Below are 19,469 nucleotides of genomic sequence, written 5' to 3' on the forward strand. Positions count from 1 at the left end.
GGCCGACGTTGCCCGGGTATCGTCGTACGGCATGTTCAAGGTGGAACGGCTGCGGGCCGATCATGTGGACGCCCTGCTGGCCTTCGAGCGGGAGAACCGGAGCTACTTCGCGCGGACCGTGTCGGACCGGGGCGACGCGTACTTCGCCGAGTTCTCCGCCCGGCACCGCGCTCGGCTGGCCGAACAGGACGCCGGGATCTGCCACTTCCATGTCGTGGTGTCCGAGGAGGGCGAACTGCTGGGCCGGGTCAACCTGGTGGACGTCGAGGACGGGAGCGCCGAACTCGGCTACCGGATCGCAGAGCGCGCCGCGGGCCGGGGCGTGGCGACGGGCGCGGTGCGGGAGATCTGCCGACTGGCCGCTGAGGTGTACGGGCTGTCCGCGCTCACCGCCGTCACCACCCATGACAACCTGGCGTCCATGGCGGTGCTGACCCGTACCGGGTTCACCGCCGTGGACGACGTCACCGTCGCGGGACGTCCGGGCGTGCGCTACCGCCTCCGGCTCGGCGCCGGTGACCTGCCCGGTCCGTCCTGGGGCCTGTCCTAGTCGGTCAGCGCCTCATGGACCAGGCGTTTGAGGTCGGGGTAGAGCTCGAGCGGCCTTCGCGGCCTCAGTTGGGTGAGGAACTGGACGGTCACGTCGTGGGCCGGGTCGACCCAGAACGTCGTCGTGGCGACGCCGGTCCAACCGTAGGTGCCGAGGCCCGAGGGGGCCTGGGTGCGGTCCGGGTCGGTGACCACGGAGACGCCGAGGCCGAAGCCGACGCCGTCGTTGCCGGGCTTGTCGTGCGCGGGGCGGCTGCCGAAGGTGCGCAGGTCGGCGCCGCCGGGGAGGTGGTTGCGGGTCATCAGGTCGACCGTCTCCGGGGCGAGAAGACGGACGCCGTCGAGTTCGCCGCGGCGGCGCAGCAGCTCACTGAAACGGTGGATATCGTATGCGGTCGCCACCATACCGCCGCTGCCCGACAGGAAGCGCGGCCGGCCGAACAGCGGCAGGCCCAGGATCGGCTCGATACCGCCGTCGTCGGTGCCGCCGTACAGCTCCGCCAGCCGGCCGGCCTGTTCGTCCGTGACCTGGAAACCGGCGTCCGGCATGCCGAGCGGGCGGAAGACGCGCTCGGCGATGAACTCGTCCAGGGGCTGCCCGGAGACGACCTCGATGATCCGGCCCAGGACGTTGGTGGACACCGAGTAGTTCCACTGGGTGCCCGGCTCGAACTGCAACGGCAGCCGCGCGTACGCCTCCACCGTCCTGGCCAGGTCCGAGCCCGGCAGCACCGCAGACTCCAGGCCGGCCTCGCGGTAGAGCGCGTCGACGGGGTGGCAGTGGTAGAAGGCGAAGGTCAGGCCCGAGGTATGGGTCATCAGGTGCTTCACGAGCAGCGGTTGCTCGACCGGGCGGGTGGTGACGCCGGCGCCGGAGCCGCCCACGTAGACCCGCTGGTCGGCGAAGGCCGGGAGGTGGTCGGCGACCGGGTCGTCGAGCCGCAGTCTGCCCTCCTCCATCAGTATCAGCGCGGCGACCGAGGTGACCGGCTTGGTCATCGAGTAGATCCGGTAGAGGGTGTCGGCCTCGACGGGCAGCCCGGCGGCGACGTCACGACGGCCGTGCGCGGTGAGGTGTGCGACCCGGCCGCCACGCGAGACGGCCACGAGGAATCCGGGCAGGCGCCCCTCGTCGACATAGTGGGCGACGTGCTGGTCGAGACGGTCCAGCGCCTTCGCGTCCAGCCCGACCTCGCTCGGGTCGACCTCTTGCCGCAGCAGTGCCATCGTTCTCCTCCGGTGCGCTCGATCAAGGTGCGGTCCCGGCCTACCCCGCCCGGACGACCTCAGACCTCATGGTCGCGTAGGGAACGCGTGTACGGACCCCTTTCGGCACCCTGACCGGTGTGCGTTGCGTCGCTTCCACCAGCCGGGGGACCGCCGGAAGGGGAACGAGGGCCGGGACGTCCACGACTCGGGGTACGGCTCGGCAGTGTCCGAGGGGGAATGCGCTCCGGGGCGTGCGGGTTGTGCGGGGCATGACTCACGACACGACGCAGAACGCACTGCTCGCGTTGCTCTCCGACGGCCGCAGCGGAGTGCTGGTCACTCTCAAGCGTGACGGTCGCCCCCAGTTGTCGAACGTCAGCCACCACTACTACCCGGACGATGGCGTCATCCGGATCTCCGTCACGGACGACCGCGCCAAGACCCGCAACCTGCGCCGCGATCCCCGGGCCTCGTACCATGTGACCGCCCCTGACCACCGCGCCTACACGGTCGCCGAGGCCAGCGCCGACCTCACGCCGGTCGCCGCGGACCCCTACGACGCCACGGTCGAGGAACTGATCCGCCTCTACCGCGACGTCCTGGGCGAGCACCCCGACTGGGAGGACTACCGCGCCGCCATGGTCCGGGACCGCCGGCTGGTGCTGCGCCTGCGGGTCGAGCGGGCGTACGGCATTCCGAAGGGCGTGGACGGCGGCTGACGCACCGGCCCCCGGGGCCGCGAAGGCGTCCGGGGGCCAGGGAGGTCGGGAGATGGGGGCGGGTCAGGCCGTGACCGTCTCCGGCTGGGGCGCCTTCTGTACGTGCCGCTCGCCGAGCAGTTCCGTCGGGACCTTCACCGTTTCCCGGGCCGTCAGGGCCGCGATCACCGGTGGGACGCACAGCGCCGCCGTGAAGAGGGCGACCGAGGACCAGTCGTCGCCGTCCGGGCCCGCGATCTGTGCGGCGAAGGTGACCGCGAAGCCGGCCACGGCGAAGCCGATCTGGGTGCCGATCGCCGTGCCGGACAGCCGGACGCGGGTGGGGAACATCTCGCCGTAGAAGGAGGGCCACACGCCGTTCGCCGCGCTGTAGACCACGCCGAAGGCGAGGACGCCCAGGAGCATCGTCAGCGGGTAGGAGCCGGTGGAGATCGCCCACAGGTAGGCGAACATCGTCACCGCGCTGCCGGCCGCGCCGATCAGGTACACCGGGCGGCGGCCGATGCGGTCCGACAGCGTGGCCCACAGGGGGATGGCGGCCAGCGCGACCAGGTTGGCCAGCGCACCCACCCACAGCATGGAGGAGCGGCTCATGCCGACCGAGTCGCTCGTCGCGTACGCCAGCGCCCACACCGTGAAGATCGTGCTGACCGTGGCGACCAGCGCGCCCGCGATCACCCGCAGCACGTCCGCCCAGTGCTCGCGCAGCAGCACCACCAGGGGCATCTTCACGACCTCGCCGGAGGCCTGCTGGGCGGCGAAGGCCGGAGTCTCGTCCAGCTTGCGCCGGATGACGTAGCCGACGCCCGCGACCGCGATGCTCAGCCAGAACGGCACCCGCCAGCCCCAGGACAGCAACTGGTCCTCGGGCAGCGCCGCGATCGGGATGAAGACGAGCGTGGCGAGCAACTGGCCGCCCTGCGTGCCGCCGAGGGTGAAACTGGTGAAGAAGCCGCGCCGGTGCGGCGGCGCGTGCTCCAGCGTCATCGAGTTGGCGCTGGCGTGCTCCCCGGCCGCCGAGATCCCCTGCAGGACCCGGCACAGCACCAGCAGGACGGGGGCGAGGGTGCCGACCTGGTCGCGGGTGGGCAGACAGCCGATGAGGAACGTCGAGACGCCCATCAGGATCAGCGTGAAGACCATGATCTGCTTACGGCCCACCCGGTCGCCGAAGTGTCCGAGGAACAGCGCGCCGACGGGACGGGCCGCGTAGGCGACGCCGAACGTGGCCAGTGACAGCAGGGTCGCGGTGGCCGGGTCGGACTCGTCGAAGAAGACCTTCGGGAAGATCAGGGCTGCCGCACTGCCGTAGATGAAGAAGTCGTAGTACTCCAGAGCGCTGCCGATCCAGGCCGCCGTGGCGGCTTTCTTCGGCTGGCCGGGGGGTGCGGCGGTGTCGCGGGGCGCGGCGGGGACGGACACGGCGTGCTCCTTCGGGGGAACTCCGGCATGGCGCGGAGTGAGCGATGGGGAGAAGTGCCGGATCCCAGGGGTGTCGGGACGGTCGGCCGTGCCGGATGCGGGTGTCCGCCCGGCTAATTAACTCACTGGGTAGTTCGTAGCGGATGGCTACGGATGTTGCGCCGTTGTTTCCCGGGTGTCAAGAGGTCGCGCACCCTGTCGTCCGCTCCATCGTCGGCCGTGGTGTCCGCCTCGTCGGTCGCCCCGCCGTCCGCTCGGCCGTCAGATAGGCGATCACCATGTCGCCGAGCATGGTGCGGTAGTGCTCGCGCTGGGCCGGGTCGACCAGGTCGCGGCCGAACAGCGCCCCGAAGGTGTACCGGTTGGCCACCCGGAAGAAGCAGAACGAGCTGATCATCGCGTGCAGGTCGACGGCGTCCACCTCGGCCGTGAACAGGCCGGACTCCTGCCCGGAGGTCAGGATGCGGCGGATCACGTCGAGCGCGGGGGAGCCGATCCGGCCCAGCTTCTCGGAGGCGGCGATGTGCTCGGCCTCGTGGATGTTCTCGATGCTCACCAGGCGGATGAAGTCGGGGTGCTGCTCGTGGTGGTCGAAGGTCAGCTCCGCCAGCCGGCGGATGGCCGCGACCGGGTCGAGGTGCTCGACGTCGAGCCGCTGCTCGGCCTCCCGGATCACGCCGTACGCCCGCTCCAGGACGGCGGTGAACAACTGCTCCTTGCCGCCGAAGTAGTAGTAGATCATCCGCTTCGTGGTGCTGGTACGGGCGGCGATGTCGTCCACCCGGGCCCCGGCGTAGCCGACCCGGGCGAACTCCCGGGTCGCCACGTCGAGGATCTCGGCCTGGGTGCGGGCGGCGTCACGGGTCCGCCCGTTCGGTCGTTCCGGTTCGTCGACGCTGGTCATCGGGTTCCTTCGGGTTCCTTCGGGTGGCGCGGGTGCAGTGCCGCGATTGTAGAAGGGCTTCCCCTCGGACCACTCTCGGTGTATGACTAACTCACCAGTTCGTACATTAGCCCGCCCCGCCGTCCGTCAGACAGCCGTCGGGCAGCCGTCAGGCAGTCGTTCGTCAGCTCCGTCAGCTCCGTCAGTCAGCCGTCAGTCAGCCGTCAGTCAGTCGATCAGGAGGTCCGCCGTGACCGTCGTCTCCAAGGACTCGTATCTCGTCGGGCTGATCGGTTCCGGCATCGGCCCGTCCCTCAGCCCGGCGCTGCACGAGCGGGAGGCCGACCGGCAGGGGCTGCGCTATCTGTACCGACTGGTCGACATCGACGTGCTCGGGGTCGCCCCCGAGGCGGTGGGCGACCTGGTGCGCGGCGCGCGCGAACTCGGCTTCGACGGGCTCAACATCACGCATCCGTGCAAGCAGTTGGTCATCCCGCACCTCGACGGGCTCTCCGCGCAGGCCGAGGCGCTCGGCGCGGTCAACACCGTCGTCTTCGAGGACGGCCGGGCCGTCGGCCACAACACGGACGTCACCGGCTTCGCCGCCTCCTTCGCGCGCGGCCTGCCGGACGTCCCGCTGGAGCGGGTCGTGCAACTGGGCGCGGGCGGTGCGGGCGTGGCCGTCGCACACGCCATGCTCACCCTCGGCGCCGGGCAGGTCACCGTCGTCGACGCGCTGCCCGACCGGGCCGCGGACCTCGCCGACGCCCTGAACCGCCACTTCGGGCCCGGCCGGGCCGCGTCCGCCACCCCGGACCGGCTGGCCGACCTGCTCGCGCGGGCCGACGGCATCGTGCACGCCACCCCCACCGGCATGGCTGCCCACCCCGGCCTGCCCTTCCCCGCGGAACTGCTGCGCCCGGGTCTGTGGGTCGCCGAGGTCGTCTACCGCCCCCTGGAGACCGAACTGTTGCGCACCGCCCGCGCGGTGGGCTGCGCCACTCTCGACGGCGGCGGAATGGCCGTCTTCCAGGCCGCGGACGCCTTCCGTCTGTTCACCGGCCGTGAGCCCGACAGCGTCAGCATGCTGGCCGACTTCGCGGAGCTGGCCCGCGTGGCGGAGCACTCCGTATGACAGCCGCCGTATGACAGCCGCCGTATGACAGCCGCGGGCCGTCCGCGGTCGGCCGCGCCCACGCGGCGGAGCCGCAGGACGTCACGCCCCGCGCCTCCGGGGCGCGGCACAGCCCCCGGCACTGCCCCGCGCCCCCGGGGCGCGGCACAGCCCCCGGCACAGGACCCTGCTCAGGCCCAGGCACAGCCCCCGAAGGAGCACGACCGTGCGGACGTCCATAGCCACCGTCTCCCTCAGCGGATCCCTCACCGAGAAGCTCACGGCCGCCGCCCGGGCCGGTTTCGACGGCGTCGAGATCTTCGAGAACGACCTGCTGGCGAGCCCCCTCACCCCGGAGGAGGTCCGCGCCCGCTGCGCCGACCTCGGCCTCACCATCGACCTCTACCAGCCGATGCGGGACATGGAGGCCGTGCCCGCCGGGGAGTTCGCCCGCAACCTGCGCCGCGCCCGGCACAAGTTCGAGCTGATGGGCCGGCTCGGCGCGGACACCGTCCTCGTCTGCTCCAGCGTCTCCCCGCTCGCCGAGGACGACGACGCCCTCGCCGCCGCGCAACTGAGCCAACTGGCCGACCTCGCCCAGGACTTCGGCGTCCGCGTCGCCTACGAGGCACTCGCCTGGGGACGGCACGTCAGCACGTACGACCACGCCTGGCGCATCGTCGAGACCGCCGACCACCCCGCGCTCGGCACCTGCCTGGACAGCTTCCACATCCTCTCCCGAGACTCCGACCCCAAGAACCTCGAAGGCATCGAGGACATACCCGGCGAGAAGATCTTCTTCCTCCAACTGGCCGACGCCCCGCTGCTCGGCATGGACGTCCTGCAGTGGAGCCGCCACCACCGCTGCTTCCCCGGCCAGGGCGGCTTCGACGTCGCCGGGCTGGTGAAACACGTACTGTGCACCGGCTACGACGGCCCGCTCTCCCTGGAGGTCTTCAACGACGTCTTCCGGCAGGCCGAGGCCGGCCCGACCGCCGTGGACGCCCGCCGCTCCCTGCTGATCCTCCAGGAGGAGGCCGGTATCGAGGCGCTGCCCGCGCCCGCCGCCCCGACCGGCGTCGCCTTCGCCGAACTGGTCACCCACGACGCCGAACCCGTCGTCGCCCTCCTCACCGGCCTCGGCTTCGCCCGCACCGCCCGCCACCGCGGCAAACCGGTCGAGCTGTGGGAGCAGGGCGAGGCCCGCATCCTGGTCAACACCGGCCCGGCCGCCCGCCGTGACGGCACCACCCTCGCCGCGATCGGCCTGGAGTCACCGGACCCGGCCGCCGCCGCCCGCCGCGCCGAGGCCCTGCTCGCCCCCGTCCTGCCCCGCCGCCGCGCCCCCGAGGACGCCCCGCTCGACGCCGTGGCCGCCCCCGACGGCACCGAACTCTTCCTGTGCGCCACAGACCGCCCCGAACTCCCCAACTGGCGCACCGACTTCGAGCCCGCACCGCACACCCCCACAGCCCGGGCGGACTTCCGTATCGACCACGTGGCGCTCACTCAGCCCTGGCATCACTTCGACGAGGCGGTGCTCTTCCACCGCGGTGTTCTCGGGCTGGACGCACAGGAGAGCGTCGACGTCGCCGATCCCTACGGCCTGCTGCGCAGCCGTGCCGTCGTCAGCGCCGACGGCGGCGTCCGCTTTCCGCTCACCGTCGGCGCGGCCCCCGGCGACGGCACCGCGCACGCGCGGCACATCGCGCTGGCCACCGACGACGTGGTGGGCGCGGCCCGCCGCTTCATCGCGGCCGGGGCCCGTCTGCTGCGGATCCCCGCGAACTACTACGACGACCTCGCGGCCCGCTACGAGTTCGCCGACGGCGAGCTGGAGACCTACCGCGACCTCGGCATCCTCTACGACCGCGACGCGCACGGCGTTTTCCGCCACTGCTACACGCACACCGTGGGCCGCGTCTTCCTCGAACTCGTCCAGCGTGACGGCGGCTACCAGGGCTACGGCGCCGCCAACGCGCCGGTGCGGCTGGCCGCCCAGCACGCAGGGCGCTGACCTGACTTGCCCGGCCCGGCCTACTGCCGGCTGACCGTCCTGGTCACACCGGCGACGACCGTCGTGGCCAGGATCCAGCCGGTGACGATGAGGACGTAGGACAGCGTCTGGTACCAGCCGGTCGGCGCGAACGCGCTCTCCTGCCCGAAGGAGATCACCGGCAGCAGCAGGTCGAGGGTGTAGAAGACCGGGTTGAAGTCGGGCGCCTCGCCCGCCTTGAGCGCGGGCGGGTGGTGTCCCGCGTACGCGATCGAGCCGATGGCGAGCAGCGACAGCAGCCAGACGGCGGCACGCAGCGGACGGAAGCCGTAGCCGACGGCGGCGTCCTGGAGACGGCCCCACACCTTCCCGTACCAGGGCAGCGTGGACCGGCGACGGCGCTGCTTGGCGAGCTGGACGAGCCGGGCGGCCTGGTCGTCGCCGATGCGCCGGTACGCGGCGGTGAGCTGCTCGTAGCCGTGCGGGTCGAAGCCGCCCCCGTCGCGCTCCAGCATCGGCAGCCGGCGTTCGGCCGGCTCGTGCGGGGTGAGGAAGGTGTAGGTGAGGTCGAGGAGACGGACCTCGTCGGGGAGCATCTCCGGTTCCAGGTGGAGCTGGTTGATCTCGGCGCGCCGCAGATTCAGCCTGCCCTCGATCTGGGCGCCCTCGCGCAGCCACAGCTCGCCGATCACGCAACTGCTGGCGCGCAGCGCGGTGTCACCAGGGTTGGAGAGCGTCGAGCGCAGCAGGTCCACCCGGCCGGGGACGCGGGCGCCGCGCAGATCGATCCGGCCGTGCGAACGCAGCCGACGGCCCAGCAGGTTGGCGCCCACCTGGAGGGACTCCGCGTCCAGCACGTGCGCGCCGGGGTTGCTCAGCTCGGCGTCCTCCAGGTCGAGCGAGCGGGCGACGGTGGCGCCGTCGAGCCGGATCAGCCCGTGGGCGCGCAGGCCCCGCGCGCACAGGTCGTCGTCGATGGAGATCTGGTTGAGCTGGAGGACGGGCTGCGCGGAGTCCGCCACGAGGGCGTCCGCCACGGCGCTGTCCGCTACGGCGATGACCGCCCCGTCTAGGTACAACGCGCCCTGGATCTGCGCTCTGCTGAGGTGCACCGGGCCGCTGATACGGCAGCGGGTCAGCCGCAGTCCGCCGTCGATGCGGGAGTGCGCCGCGCCCAGACCGGGCAGCTCGGAGTCGCGCAGGCTGACGTAGTTGAGCTGGGCGCCGCCCAGTCGTGGGGCCTCGTCGAAGCGGCAGTGGCCGAGGCGGATCATGCTGTCGACGACCGCTCGCCGCAGGTCGAGCCGGCCCGTGATCCGCGCCCCCAAGAGCTTGAGGGCCGCTATCTCCCCTGGTTCCCGGGGGCCGTTGAGGAGCAAGGCCCGCAACACGACCGCCCGGACGGTCCGTTCGGGACCGTAGGGGATGCCGGGACTGTCGGGGCCGTTCTCGTCGCCCTGTGGGCGGAAGTCCACGGTCGCTCCCGTGGCGAAGGCCCGCCAGATCCGCTGTTCGGCCGGTGTCAGATCGTTGATCTCCATCAGCCGCGACTCTGGCGGGCCTCGCCGAACGGTGTCAACAGGCTAGGCCCGCACGTTCCGTTCGGCGATCACGGGGTCGCCGCGCTCGGTCGACAGCCGGCTGACCGTGACCGTCGCCAACGGAAACAACCGCCCCTCGGCGGGCGGGAGTCCGAGCCGACGGGCCGTCAGAATCCGTAGGGAATGGGCGTGGGCGACGAGGACGACGACGTCACCGTCGCCGCGCGCGAGCGCCGCGTCCATCCGGGCGCGCACCCGGTCGGCGCGCCGGCCGATCTCCAGAGGATCCCCAACGGCCCTCGCTCACTACTCCTCCGCCGACTCGACGGCATGGCCGCCGAACTGGTTGCGCAGCGCCGCGATCATCTTCATCTGCGGCGAGTCGTCCTGCCGGGACGCGAACCGCGCGAAGAGGGACGCCGTGATGGCGGGCAGCGGTACGGAGTTGTCGATGGCGGCCTCGACGGTCCACCTGCCCTCCCCGGAGTCCTCCGCGTAGCCGCGCAGCTTGTCCAGGTGGGTGTCCTCGTCAAGGGCGTTGACGGCCAGGTCGAGCAGCCAGGAACGGATGACCGTGCCCTCCTGCCAGGACCGGAAGACCTCGCGCACGTTCTCCACCGAGTCGACCTTCTCCAGCAGTTCCCAGCCCTCGGCGTAGGCCTGCATCATGGCGTACTCGATGCCGTTGTGGACCATCTTCGAGAAGTGCCCCGCGCCGACCCTGCCCGCGTGGACATAGCCGTACGGGCCCTCCGGCTTGAGCGCCTCGAAGATCGGCTGGAGCCGGTCGACGTGCTCCTTGTCGCCGCCGACCATCAGGGCGTACCCGTTCTGGAGGCCCCAGACGCCGCCGGAGACACCGGCGTCGACGAAGCCGATGCCGTTGGCGCCGAGCTCCTGGGCGTGCTTCTCGTCGTCCGTCCAGCGGGAGTTGCCGCCGTCCACGACGACGTCGCCCGGCTCCAGCAGCCCGGCGAGTTCGTCGACGGTCGACTGCGTGGCGGCGCCGGCCGGCACCATCACCCAGACGATGCGGGGCGCCTGCAACCGCCCGACGAGTTCGGTGAGGTCCTTGACGTCGGAGAGCGCGGGGTCGCGGTCGTAGCCGACGACGGTGTGGCCGGCGTGGCGGATGCGTTCGCGCATGTTGCCGCCCATCTTGCCGAGACCGATCAGGCCAAGCTGCATCGATGTCATGTCAGTCCACTTCCTGAGCGTTACGGAGAGAGCGGTAGGCGGCGACGAGAGTGGCGGTGGAGGCGTCGAGGCCGGGGACCTCGGCACCGGGGGGCGTCAGACATGGGAGGGAGTGTCCTTGGTGGCCTCGCCCCGCAGGGCGACGGCGTACATCTCGTCCGCGTCGAGGCGCCTGAGCTCCTCGGCGATGAGTTCGGAGGTGGCGCGGACCTTCAGCGCGAGGGTGCGCGAGGGCTGGCCGGGCAGCGTGAGCGTGGCCAGCGGGCCCTCGGGGCGGTCGATGAGGATCTCGCCGCTCTCGGTGCCGAGCCGGACGGCCGTCACGACCGGTCCGGCGGTGACGACCCGCTCGACCGTGACGTTCAGCCGGGCCTGGAGCCAGCGCGCGAGCAGTTCCGCGCTCGGGTTCTCCGCCTCGCTCTCCACGGCCGCCGAGGTGATCGGCATCTTGGCCTGGTCGAGGGCGGCGGCCAGCATCGAACGCCACGGGGTGAGCCGGGTCCAGGCGAGGTCGGTGTCGCCGGGCGCGTACGACTTCACGCGCGCCTCCAGGGCCGTCAGGGGCCGCTCGACGGCGTACATGTCGGTGATCCGGCGCTGCGCGAGCGCGCCCAGCGGGTCCTTGGACGGGTTCTGCGGCGCGTCCACCGGCCACCACACGACGACCGGCGCGTCGGGCAGCAGCAGCGGCAGGACGACGGAGTCGGCGTGCTCGGTCACCTCGCCGTACGTCCGCAGGACGACCGTCTCGCCGGTGCCCGCGTCGGCGCCCACCCGGACCTCGGCGTCGAGGCGGGAGGTGGTGCGGTCGCGCGGGCTGCGGGCGTGCCGCTTGATGACGACCAGGGTGCGCGAGGGGTGCTCGTGCGAGGCCTCCTCGGCCGCCTTGATCGAGTCGTAGGCGTTCTCCTCGTCCGTGACGACGACCATCGTCAGGACCATGCCCACTGCGGGCGTCCCGATGGCGCGGCGACCCTCCACCAGCGCCTTGTTGATCTTGCTTGCCGTGGTGTCGGTCAGGTCGATCTTCATGGCCTGCGCCAGCTCCGTCCGTCTCGTGCGAGCATCTCGTCGGCTTCCTCGGGTCCCCAACTGCCCGAGGGGTACTGCGCGGGCCTGCCGCGCCGTGCCCAGTACTCCTCGATCGGGTCGGGGATCCTCCAGGACTCTTCCACTTCCTGGTGGCGCGGGAACAGGGTGGCGTCGCCGAGCAGCACATCCAGGATGAGGCGCTCGTACGCCTCCGGGCCGGACTCGGTGAAGGACTCGCCGTAGGCGAAGTCCATCGTGACGTCCCGGATCACCATCGAGGCGCCCGGCACCGTGGACCCGAACCGCACCGTGGCGCCGTCGTCGGGCCGGACGCGGATGACGATCGTCTTCGCGCCCAGTTCCTCGGTGGCCGTGGAGTCGAAGGGTCGTAGATCGCCGGCATCGGCTTCTTGCGGGACAGGTCGCCGGTCACGCCGAAGATGACCAGGCCGGACGGCCCCGCGACGGCGTGGAGGCGCCGGTCGCGGGGGTCCCGCAGGGGGTTCTCCCAGTCCACGCCGAGCGTGCTGGCACTCATTCCGCGTCAACTCCCTTGCTCGTCGGCGGCTTCGTGACCGCGTCCGGAAGGTCCTGCCACGCCACCGCGAACTTGGCGGCACCTTCCTCCTCCAACCGGGTGACGACCTCGTCGTAGCCGCCGCCGAGCGACTCGACGGCGGCGAGGTCGCCGATGGCGTTCGGCGTGGCCCCGGGCATGGTGTCGACCGTGCCCGGTGCGACGAGATCGTCCACATACAGAGTGTCCCTGTACACAGGATCCTTCACACCGGCGGATGCCCACAGCGGACGCCGCCTGTCCGCCTTCGCCCACGAACCGGTACCAGGTCAGGCCGATGCCCGCCCCGACCGCGACCCGGGCCTTCACCGACGGCGGCAGGACACGGTCGCGGTACTCGCGCGACTGCTCCTCGAACCACTCCACGGACGGCATCGACACCCCCCGGACGCCGACGCCCTCGGCTACTCCCGCCGCACCCTGGTACGCGCGGTCCGCCCGGCCACCGGCGAGACGCCCGACACCCCGGTGGCCCTCCGCGCGGAACCGCGCTGAGACCGACCGGGGTGCGCGTCGTGTGACGCCTCGTCAGGCCTGGGCGGCCACCTGCCCGAAGTAGTGCCCCTCTTCCAAGTCCGCGATGAGACCGGGCTGTTCGGGCTGCCAGCCCAGCAGCTTGCGCGTCTGGGCGCTGGACGCGGGGATGTCCCGGCCGACGAGGATGCCCAGCCAGCCGAAGTGGGCGTCCGCCTCGGCGGCGGGGATCGCGGCGACCGGCAGATCGAGGTGGCGGCCGATGACGGCGGCGAGGTCGCCGAAGCGCACGCCCTCGTCGTCGACGCCGTGCAGCCGGCTGCCCGCCGGGGCCGACTCCAGGGCGAGCCGGTAGAGCCGGGCCGCGTCGAGCCGGTGCACGGCGGGCCAGCGGTTGGACCCGTCGCCGACGTACTCGCAGACGCCCCGTTCGCGGGCGAGGTCGATCAGCCGCGGCACGAAGCCGTGGTCGCCGACGCCGTGCACCGAGGGGGCGAGGCGGACCGCCGAGACGCGGACGTCCCGCGCGGCGAACGCGAGCGCCGCCGCCTCGGTGGGCACCCGCGCCGCGGCGGGCGAGTCGTGGACGAACCCGTCGTCCTCGGTGCCCACCCGGCCCGGCGGCAGCCCCGCGGTGCCGGAGGTGACGACGAACGGCCGTCCGGAGCCCGCGAGTTCCTCGCCCAGCAGCTCGATGGCCCGCCGTTCGGCGCGGGCGGACGCCTCGAAGTTCGCGAAGTCGTGCTGGAACGCCAGATGGATGACCCCGTCGGCGCCGGCCGCACCGCCGCGCAGCCCTTCGGGGTCGGCGAGGTCGCCGCGGTGCACCTCGGCCCCGGCGGAGGTGAGGAACGCGGCACCCGCGTCCGAACGGGCGACGCCCACGACCTGGTGCCCGGCGCCGATGAGCTCCCGGACGACGGCGGAACCGATGAACCCGGTCGCGCCGGTGATGAACACGCGCACAGCGCACTCCTTGAGTGGTTTCGGTGAGGGGGTTTGGTGCCCGGAGGTTTCGCACCTCGGGGCTTCGTGCCTCCATCCTCCGGAGGGGGAGCCGTCCGGGTCCAAGGCCTGTTCCGCATCGGGCCATACGCTTCAGGCATCACCGCAGGTCATGGACAGCAGTGGGCGGTTACCCTTGTGCCATGCCCGACCGCGCCCCGGAACCCGCCCCTGGTCGTCCCACCCCGGTTGCCGACCTCGATCTACGGCTGGTGCGGTACTTCACCGTCGTCGCCGAGCACGGGCACTTCGGTCGAGCCGCGCACGCCCTGCACATCACCCAGCCGTCCCTGAGTCGCCAAGTGCGCCGTCTGGAGCAGCAGTTGGGGGCCCGCCTGCTGGACCGCACCCCGCGCGGCTCGCGACTCACAGCGGCGGGGGAGGTCTTCCTGCCGCACGCCAAGGCACTTCTGCGCTCGGCCGCCGAGGCCGCCACGCGGGCCCGTGCCGCCGCCGAGCCCAGTCGCCTCACCGTCGGCTATGTCACGGCCACCATCGTCACCCCGGCCGTACGCGAGCTGCGCCGCAGGCATCCCGACGCCGACGTCCGCACCCTGCACCTGGCCTGGCAGGACCTGCCTCAGGCGCTGCTCGACCACCGGGTGGACGTCATGGTGGCCCGGCTCCCGTTCCCGACGGACGGGCTGCACGTCACCGTCCTCTACGACGAACCCCGGGTACTGGTCGTGCCCCTCGACCACCGGCTGGCCGGCAAGGAGTCCGTCACCGTCGACGACCTCGCCGGCGAACCCATGCCCCGGGTACGGGGATCCGACCCCGCCCGGAGCGCGTTCTGGCGGCTCGAACCGCGCCCCGACGGACTCCCGGTGCCGGACGGGCCGTACGTGGACGAGGTCGAGGACAAGTTCGAACTCGTCGCGGCGGGACAGACGGTGGCCGTGTCGGCCGCCGCCCCCGGGTTCGTCCTGCGCCCCGACCTCACCGGCGTTCCCCTCGACGGCGTCGAGCCGAGCCATGTCGTTCTGGCGACCCGCGCCGAAGACCGGGGCCGCCTGGTGACCGCCTTCCGCAAGATCGCCCGGACCCACCTGACGGGAACGTCGGGCGACGCCGGGAGTTGACCCGTAGGTGAGGGTCAACCACCCGGCGCCGCCAGGGGTGTTGTTCAGTGCTGTTCAGTGTCCGAAGGTCAACCAGTTGACGTTCACGAAGTCCGACGGCTGGCCGCTGGTGAAGGTCAGATAGACGTCGTGGGTGCCGGTGACGGAGCTGATGTTCGCGGGGATCGTCCGCCATGTCTGCCAGCCACCGGTGTTGGCCACCGAGAAGCTGCCGATGGGCGTGGCCGTACGGCTGTCGAGGCGCACCTCGACCAGTCCGCTGACCCCGCCGGCCGCACCGCTGGCGACCCGCGCCTTGAACTGGGTCGCCGCCGTCGAGCCGAAGGTGACGCCCTTGTACAGCGCCCAGTCGCCGTTCGCGAGGGAGCCGATGTCCTGGCCGCCGCCGGTGTCCGTGGTGGTCTCGGTGGCCGTGCCCGACTGGCTGTCGTAGGACTCGGCCTGGATCGTGCCGTAGGCGTCCCGGCTGCCGGACGGCGGCGTCGTCGTCGGCGTGGTGGTGCCGCCCCCGCTGCCCGCGGCCTGGAGCACCTGCACGTAGTCCACCACCATCGGGTGACCCGGCTCGGTGGCGCCGTCCAGACCGCCTCCGAAGGCGTCCGGGAACGCGCCGCCCATCGCCACGTTCAGGATGACGAAGTAGCCGTGGTTCGTGGCGTTGGTCCAGGTCGCCGCGTCGACCTGATTCGCGGTGACGGTGTGGTAGTTGACGCCGTCGACGTAGAAGCGGATCGCCTCGGGGGTCACCGAGCGGTCCCACTCCATCGAGTAGGTGTGGAACCCGGACTGGCAGGTGGCGCCCGGACACGCGACGGAGTTGCCGATGCCGGTCGTCTCGTTGCACGGGCCGCCCGGGTTGGTGCCGCAGTGCATCGTCGCCCAGACCTTGTTCATGCCCTGGACGTTCTCCATGATGTCCAGCTCGCCGACGCCCGGCCAGTTCTGGTAGTTGCCCCGGTACGGCCCGCCGAGCGCCCAGAACGCGGGCCAGTAGCCCTCGGCGGCGGTGCCGGTCACGTTGGGCATCTGCAGCCGGGCCTCGACCTTGAGCTTGCCGCCGGCCGGGGGCTGGAAGTCGGTGCGCTTGGTCTCGATACGGCCCGAGGTCCAGTTGCCGGCCGCGTCGCGCAGCGGTGTGATGCGCAGGTTGCCGTTGCCGTCGAGCGAGACGTTGCTGGTGCTGTTGGTCATCGTCTCGACCTCGCCGGTACCCCAGTTGGCCGGCCCGCCCGGATACGAGGTCCCGGTGCTGTACTGCCAGTTGGAGGTGTTGACGCCGGTGCCCGCGGCGCCGGTGAAGTCGTCGAGGAAGACCTGCGTCCAGCCGGACGCGGGCGTGGGCGCGGAGGCGTTCGCGGGCAGGGTGACGGCCGCCGCGGCGGCGGCCGCCAGTCCGAGCGTGCTGAGCACGGCGACGAGCGCGCGTCGCCGTCTGGGTATGGCGGAGGTTGCACTCATGGGGGGATGCCTCTCGGGTACGGGGTGCGGTGCGCGGGTGACTTCGGGAACACTCCGAGAACGCTCCATGAACGATCCACGAACGCTCTGAGAGCGCTCTCAAAGTGGCCCCAATGTGCTCTCCGTCCCGGAGACCGTCAAGAGTTAAAGCAAGGAAAGTCCTTTCACTGCGGGGAAGTTCACGGCTTGAACCCGCCCAAACATGGCCGGAAAGGTCCTTAAAGCGCGGTCCTCAAAGTGCGCTGCCCGCCCGCCACTTCGCCCAGGACAGGTTCCAGCCGTTGAGCCCGTTGGCCGGGTCGACGGTCTTCTCGCCCGAGTTCTTCACGATCACCACGTCGCCGAGCATCGAGCTCGCGTAGAACGCGTAGCCCGCGACGGAGGGGTCGCTCGCGCCCTTGGCGTCGTGCAGGCCGACGCAGCCGTGGCTGGTGTTCTGACTGCCGAACAACGAGGTCGCGGCCCAGTAGTTGCCGTGCACGAAGGTGCCGGAGGTGGTCAGGCGCTGGGCGTGCGGCACGTCGGAGATGTCGTACTCGTCGCCGAGGCCGACCGTGGAGGACTCCATCCGGGTCTGCTCGAACCGCTCGCTGATCACCGACCGGTCACGTCGCGCCGCCGGCACGGCGGCCGTGATCCGGGAACGGACGAGCACGGATGAGTCCCCAGGGCCTGGGCCGTCCCGATCGCGCGCGGCCCGCAGCCGGGGCGTCGTCGGCGGCGCGGGGGAGGTCGGCGGGGCGTCGCCCACCCGATGTGCCGGGCGGCGATCCGACGGCCGGATTACTCGGGCCGGCCCTCCGGCTGCCAGCCCAGGGCCCGTGAGATGCCCCGGGCCGCGAGCCGTACCGCCGGCACCAGCACCGGGACGGTCGCGCCGGCGTGCGGGACGACGACCGACACGGCGGCCACCACCGCCCCGCCCGGACCGCGCACCGGAGCGGCCACCGACAGGGCGTCTGCCGTGACCTGACGGCTGCTCACCGCAACGCCCGTGCGCCGCACTTCGGCCAGCACCCGGCGCAACTGGGCCGGATCGGTGATGGTGTGGGGGGTGTAGGACGCCAACGGCCCGGCGCAGTAGGCGTCTTGGAGCTCGGAGCCGCCGTGGGCGAGCAGCGCGAGCCCGACGCCGGTGACGTGCAGCGGCCAGCGGGCGCCCACCCGGATGTGCACGCCGACCGCCGAACGCCCCGACAGCCACTCGGTGTAGACGACCTCGGACCCGTCCCGCACCGCCAACTGCACGTTCTCGTGCGTGGCTTCGTACAGATCCTCCAGGTAGGGCAGCGCGACCTGACGCAGCGCCAGACCGCGCGGTGCCAGTGCCGCGACCTCCCACAGCCGCAGCCCCACGTGGTACGCGCCGGACGGGTCCCGCTCCAGGGCGCCCCACTCGGTCAGCGCACCCACCAGCCGGTGCGCGGTGGAGAGGGTCAGCCCGGCGCGGCGGCTGATGTCGGTGAGGGACAGCGCGGAGTGCGTGTGGTCGAACGCGGCGAGCACGGCCAGCAGCCGGTCCGGCGCGGAACGTGAGGTCATGGCGAGCCCCGTCCGTCAGGTGCTTCTCACCGCGTCAGGCGAGTCCGTCCCCGGCGATCCGCAACAGCAGCGTGTGCAGTGTCTCGCGGTCGGCCGGGCCGAGCGGGTCGAGCAGGTCGTTCGACACCCGCAGGCCCGCCGCGTCGGTGCCGCGCAGGAAGGCGCGGCCGTCCTCGGTGAGGACGACGATACGGCTGCGGCGGTCGTCCGGGGCCGGGCGGCGCTCGGCGAAGCCCAGCTTCTCCAGGTCGTCGACCAGGCCGACGATCGCGCTCGGGTCGTAGCCCAGCCGGGTGCTCAGCTCGCGCTGGAGGGCGCCGTCGGAGGTGGCGAGGAAGCGCAGTACGGCGTAGTGCCGCAGGCGCAGCCCGGACTCCTGGAGGAAGGTGTTGAAGAGCTGACCCGAGCGCAGTCCCAGGCGGTAGAGGAGGTAGCCCGCGTCCGCGTGCAGTTCGCGCATCCACGGCTCGTCCGCGTCGATCGGGGCGGCGTTCACTGCGTTGTCCTGGCGGGCGATGGCGGGCTCCCTGGGGTCGGTCCCCTTCCGGGGGCGGTTCGTCATGTTACGGAGGTGGTGTGTCGCATTCCGGAGGTGGTTCGTCGTACGGATTCCAGCATGACGCACCCCATAGGTCGACAACAACTATTGACGACGACAATTATTGCTCTTAGCTTCGATCTAGAAGCCGCACCCCATGCGAGCCCCACCCCGTATGTGAGCCGTACCCCCCATGTGAAGGGACATCGTCGTGCCCAGCATCGATCTCACCGGCAAGGTCGCCGTCGTCACCGGCAGCGGCCGGGGCCTCGGCCTCGCCTACGCGCACGCCCTGGCCGCCCACGGCGCCTCCGTGGTCGTCAACGACGTCGACGAGGCGGTCGCCGAGCAGGCCGTGAAGTCCCTCACCGCCGCCGGTGGCAGGGCCGTCGCCGAAGTCGTCCCGGTCGGTACGACCGAGGCCGCCGAGCGGCTGGTCAACCGGGCCGTGGAGGAGTTCGGGCGGCTCGACATCCTGGTCACCAACGCGGGCATCCTGCGCGACAAGGTGCTGTGGAAGATGACCGACGACGACTTCGACGCGGTGATCACCACCCACCTCAAGGGCACCTTCACCTGCGCCCGCGCCGCCGCCGTCCGGATGCGCGAGCAGGGCGAGGGCGGCACGCTGATCCTCGTCGGCTCCCCGGCCGGCCAGCGCGGCAACTTCGGCCAGACGAACTACGCCGCCGCCAAGGCCGGCATCGCCGCGTTCGCCCGCACCTGGTCCATGGAGCTGGGCCGTGCCGGCATCACCGTCAACGCGATCGTCCCGGTCGCCGCCACCGCGATGACCGAGACCATCCCCGCCTTCGCCCCCTACATCGAGGCCCTGAAGAACGGCGAGCCGTTCCCGGACTTCCTGCGCAAGGGCGAGGGCTTCGGCACCCCCGAGGACTGCGCCGCCCTCGTGCCCTTCCTGGCCTCCGAGGCCGCCCGGTCCATCACCGGTCAGGCCATCGGCATCGGCGGCGACAAGGTGGCACTCTGGTCGCATCCGCAGGAGATCCGCGCGGCCTACGCCGACGGCGGCTGGACCCCCGAGACCCTGGCCGACGTCTTCCCCACCTCGGTCGGCGCCGAACTCCAGACGGTCGGCATCCCGGCCCCCAAGTTCCCGGAGGCCTGACC

The 19,469-nt window shown here is 71.8% G+C and carries 15 protein-coding genes and 6 pseudogenes; 6 read left to right on the plus strand and 15 right to left on the minus strand.

All coding sequences use genetic code 11. The features are described from left to right. The first annotated feature begins 31 nt into the window (after nucleotides 1-31). A complete protein-coding gene (locus OG352_RS35225; protein WP_329222506.1) occupies nucleotides 32-550 on the plus strand; it encodes a GNAT family N-acetyltransferase in 519 nt (172 codons plus the stop codon). Here the strand turns inward: OG352_RS35225 and OG352_RS35230 are convergent. After that, complete coding sequence (locus OG352_RS35230) at nucleotides 547-1,776, minus strand: serine hydrolase domain-containing protein (protein WP_329222507.1); 1,230 nt, start codon at nucleotides 1,774-1,776, stop codon at nucleotides 547-549. The genes OG352_RS35225 and OG352_RS35230 overlap by 4 nt on opposite strands. Before the next feature lie 251 nt (nucleotides 1,777-2,027). Here OG352_RS35230 and OG352_RS35235 point away from each other — a divergent pair, with 251 nt between their 5' ends. Next, nucleotides 2,028-2,477 carry a TIGR03618 family F420-dependent PPOX class oxidoreductase gene (locus tag OG352_RS35235; protein WP_329222509.1) on the plus strand — a complete coding sequence of 150 codons (450 nt, stop codon included), beginning with the start codon at nucleotides 2,028-2,030 and terminating at the stop codon, nucleotides 2,475-2,477. 63 nt (nucleotides 2,478-2,540) lie between these two features. Here the strand turns inward: OG352_RS35235 and OG352_RS35240 are convergent, their stop codons facing one another. Continuing rightward, a complete protein-coding gene (locus OG352_RS35240) occupies nucleotides 2,541-3,899 on the minus strand; it encodes an MFS transporter (RefSeq protein ID WP_329222511.1) in 1,359 nt (452 codons plus the stop codon). A gap of 244 nt (nucleotides 3,900-4,143) precedes the next feature. Beyond that, nucleotides 4,144-4,803, minus strand: a pseudogene (locus OG352_RS35245) (TetR/AcrR family transcriptional regulator); the annotation flags it as partial. Nucleotides 4,804-5,032: 229 nt separating this feature from the next. On the opposite strand from OG352_RS35245, the gene OG352_RS35250 reads away from it, so the two are divergent. Together OG352_RS35250 and OG352_RS35255 are read left to right on the plus strand one after the other, a co-directional pair. After that, nucleotides 5,033-5,917 carry a shikimate dehydrogenase gene (locus tag OG352_RS35250; RefSeq protein WP_329222512.1) on the plus strand — a complete coding sequence of 295 codons (885 nt, stop codon included), beginning with the start codon at nucleotides 5,033-5,035 and terminating at the stop codon, nucleotides 5,915-5,917. A gap of 205 nt (nucleotides 5,918-6,122) precedes the next feature. Next, nucleotides 6,123-7,913: a bifunctional sugar phosphate isomerase/epimerase/4-hydroxyphenylpyruvate dioxygenase family protein gene (locus OG352_RS35255; RefSeq protein WP_329222513.1), complete on the plus strand. Its 1,791-nt coding sequence runs from the start codon at nucleotides 6,123-6,125 to the stop codon at nucleotides 7,911-7,913. A gap of 20 nt (nucleotides 7,914-7,933) precedes the next feature. On the opposite strand, the gene OG352_RS35260 is transcribed toward OG352_RS35255, so the two are convergent. From OG352_RS35260 to OG352_RS35295, 8 genes and pseudogenes are all read right to left on the minus strand, one after another. Then, nucleotides 7,934-9,433 (minus strand): membrane-associated oxidoreductase, encoded by a 1,500-nt coding sequence (locus tag OG352_RS35260; RefSeq protein ID WP_329222514.1) that lies wholly within the window; start codon nucleotides 9,431-9,433, stop codon nucleotides 7,934-7,936. Between the two features lie 42 nt (nucleotides 9,434-9,475). Further along, nucleotides 9,476-9,718 (minus strand): annotated as a pseudogene (locus tag OG352_RS35265) (histidine phosphatase family protein); the annotation flags it as partial. Between the two features lie 21 nt (nucleotides 9,719-9,739). Next, complete coding sequence (gene gnd, locus OG352_RS35270) at nucleotides 9,740-10,621, minus strand: phosphogluconate dehydrogenase (NAD(+)-dependent, decarboxylating) (RefSeq protein ID WP_329224080.1); 882 nt, start codon at nucleotides 10,619-10,621, stop codon at nucleotides 9,740-9,742. 105 nt (nucleotides 10,622-10,726) lie between these two features. Continuing rightward, on the minus strand, nucleotides 10,727-11,662 hold the full coding sequence (opcA, locus tag OG352_RS35275; protein WP_329222516.1) for a glucose-6-phosphate dehydrogenase assembly protein OpcA: 936 nt from the start codon (nucleotides 11,660-11,662) through the stop codon (nucleotides 10,727-10,729). Continuing rightward, a pseudogene (locus OG352_RS35280) lies at nucleotides 11,659-12,048 on the minus strand (glucose-6-phosphate dehydrogenase); the annotation flags it as partial. The pseudogene OG352_RS35280 and the gene opcA, both read right to left, overlap by 4 nt. Before the next feature lie 148 nt (nucleotides 12,049-12,196). After that, nucleotides 12,197-12,490: pseudogene (locus tag OG352_RS35285) on the minus strand (transaldolase family protein); the annotation flags it as partial. Next, nucleotides 12,468-12,644 (minus strand): annotated as a pseudogene (locus tag OG352_RS40135) (transketolase-like TK C-terminal-containing protein); the annotation flags it as partial. The pseudogenes OG352_RS35285 and OG352_RS40135, both read right to left, overlap by 23 nt. Nucleotides 12,645-12,767: 123 nt before the next feature. After that, nucleotides 12,768-13,679 carry an SDR family oxidoreductase gene (locus tag OG352_RS35295; protein WP_329222517.1) on the minus strand — a complete coding sequence of 304 codons (912 nt, stop codon included), beginning with the start codon at nucleotides 13,677-13,679 and terminating at the stop codon, nucleotides 12,768-12,770. A 182-nt stretch (nucleotides 13,680-13,861) separates the two neighbouring features. Here OG352_RS35295 and OG352_RS35300 point away from each other — a divergent pair, with 182 nt between their 5' ends. Beyond that, entirely contained in the window at nucleotides 13,862-14,800 is a 939-nt protein-coding gene (locus OG352_RS35300) for a LysR family transcriptional regulator (protein ID WP_329222519.1), read from the plus strand. Nucleotides 14,801-14,854: 54 nt separating this feature from the next. Here OG352_RS35300 and OG352_RS35305 read toward each other — a convergent pair whose 3' ends face one another. From OG352_RS35305 to OG352_RS35320, 4 genes and pseudogenes are all read right to left on the minus strand, one after another. Further along, nucleotides 14,855-16,258 (minus strand): glycoside hydrolase family 16 protein, encoded by a 1,404-nt coding sequence (locus tag OG352_RS35305; RefSeq protein ID WP_329222521.1) that lies wholly within the window; start codon nucleotides 16,256-16,258, stop codon nucleotides 14,855-14,857. Between the two features lie 232 nt (nucleotides 16,259-16,490). Beyond that, nucleotides 16,491-16,856: pseudogene (locus tag OG352_RS35310) on the minus strand (L,D-transpeptidase); the annotation flags it as partial. Nucleotides 16,857-17,041: 185 nt separating this feature from the next. Further along, nucleotides 17,042-17,800: an IclR family transcriptional regulator gene (locus tag OG352_RS35315; protein WP_329222523.1), complete on the minus strand. Its 759-nt coding sequence runs from the start codon at nucleotides 17,798-17,800 to the stop codon at nucleotides 17,042-17,044. A gap of 34 nt (nucleotides 17,801-17,834) precedes the next feature. Continuing rightward, nucleotides 17,835-18,260, minus strand: coding sequence for a MarR family winged helix-turn-helix transcriptional regulator (locus tag OG352_RS35320; protein ID WP_329224081.1), 426 nt, complete (start codon nucleotides 18,258-18,260; stop codon nucleotides 17,835-17,837). 289 nt (nucleotides 18,261-18,549) lie between these two features. Between OG352_RS35320 and OG352_RS35325 the strand changes: the two genes are divergently transcribed. Further along, nucleotides 18,550-19,467, plus strand: a complete 918-nt coding sequence (locus OG352_RS35325) for an SDR family NAD(P)-dependent oxidoreductase (RefSeq protein WP_329222524.1) — start codon at nucleotides 18,550-18,552, stop codon at nucleotides 19,465-19,467. The last annotated feature ends 2 nt before the right edge of the window (nucleotides 19,468-19,469 follow it).

Source organism: Streptomyces sp. NBC_01485 (assembly GCF_036227125.1).
In the GTDB taxonomy this organism is placed as follows: domain Bacteria; phylum Actinomycetota; class Actinomycetes; order Streptomycetales; family Streptomycetaceae; genus Streptomyces.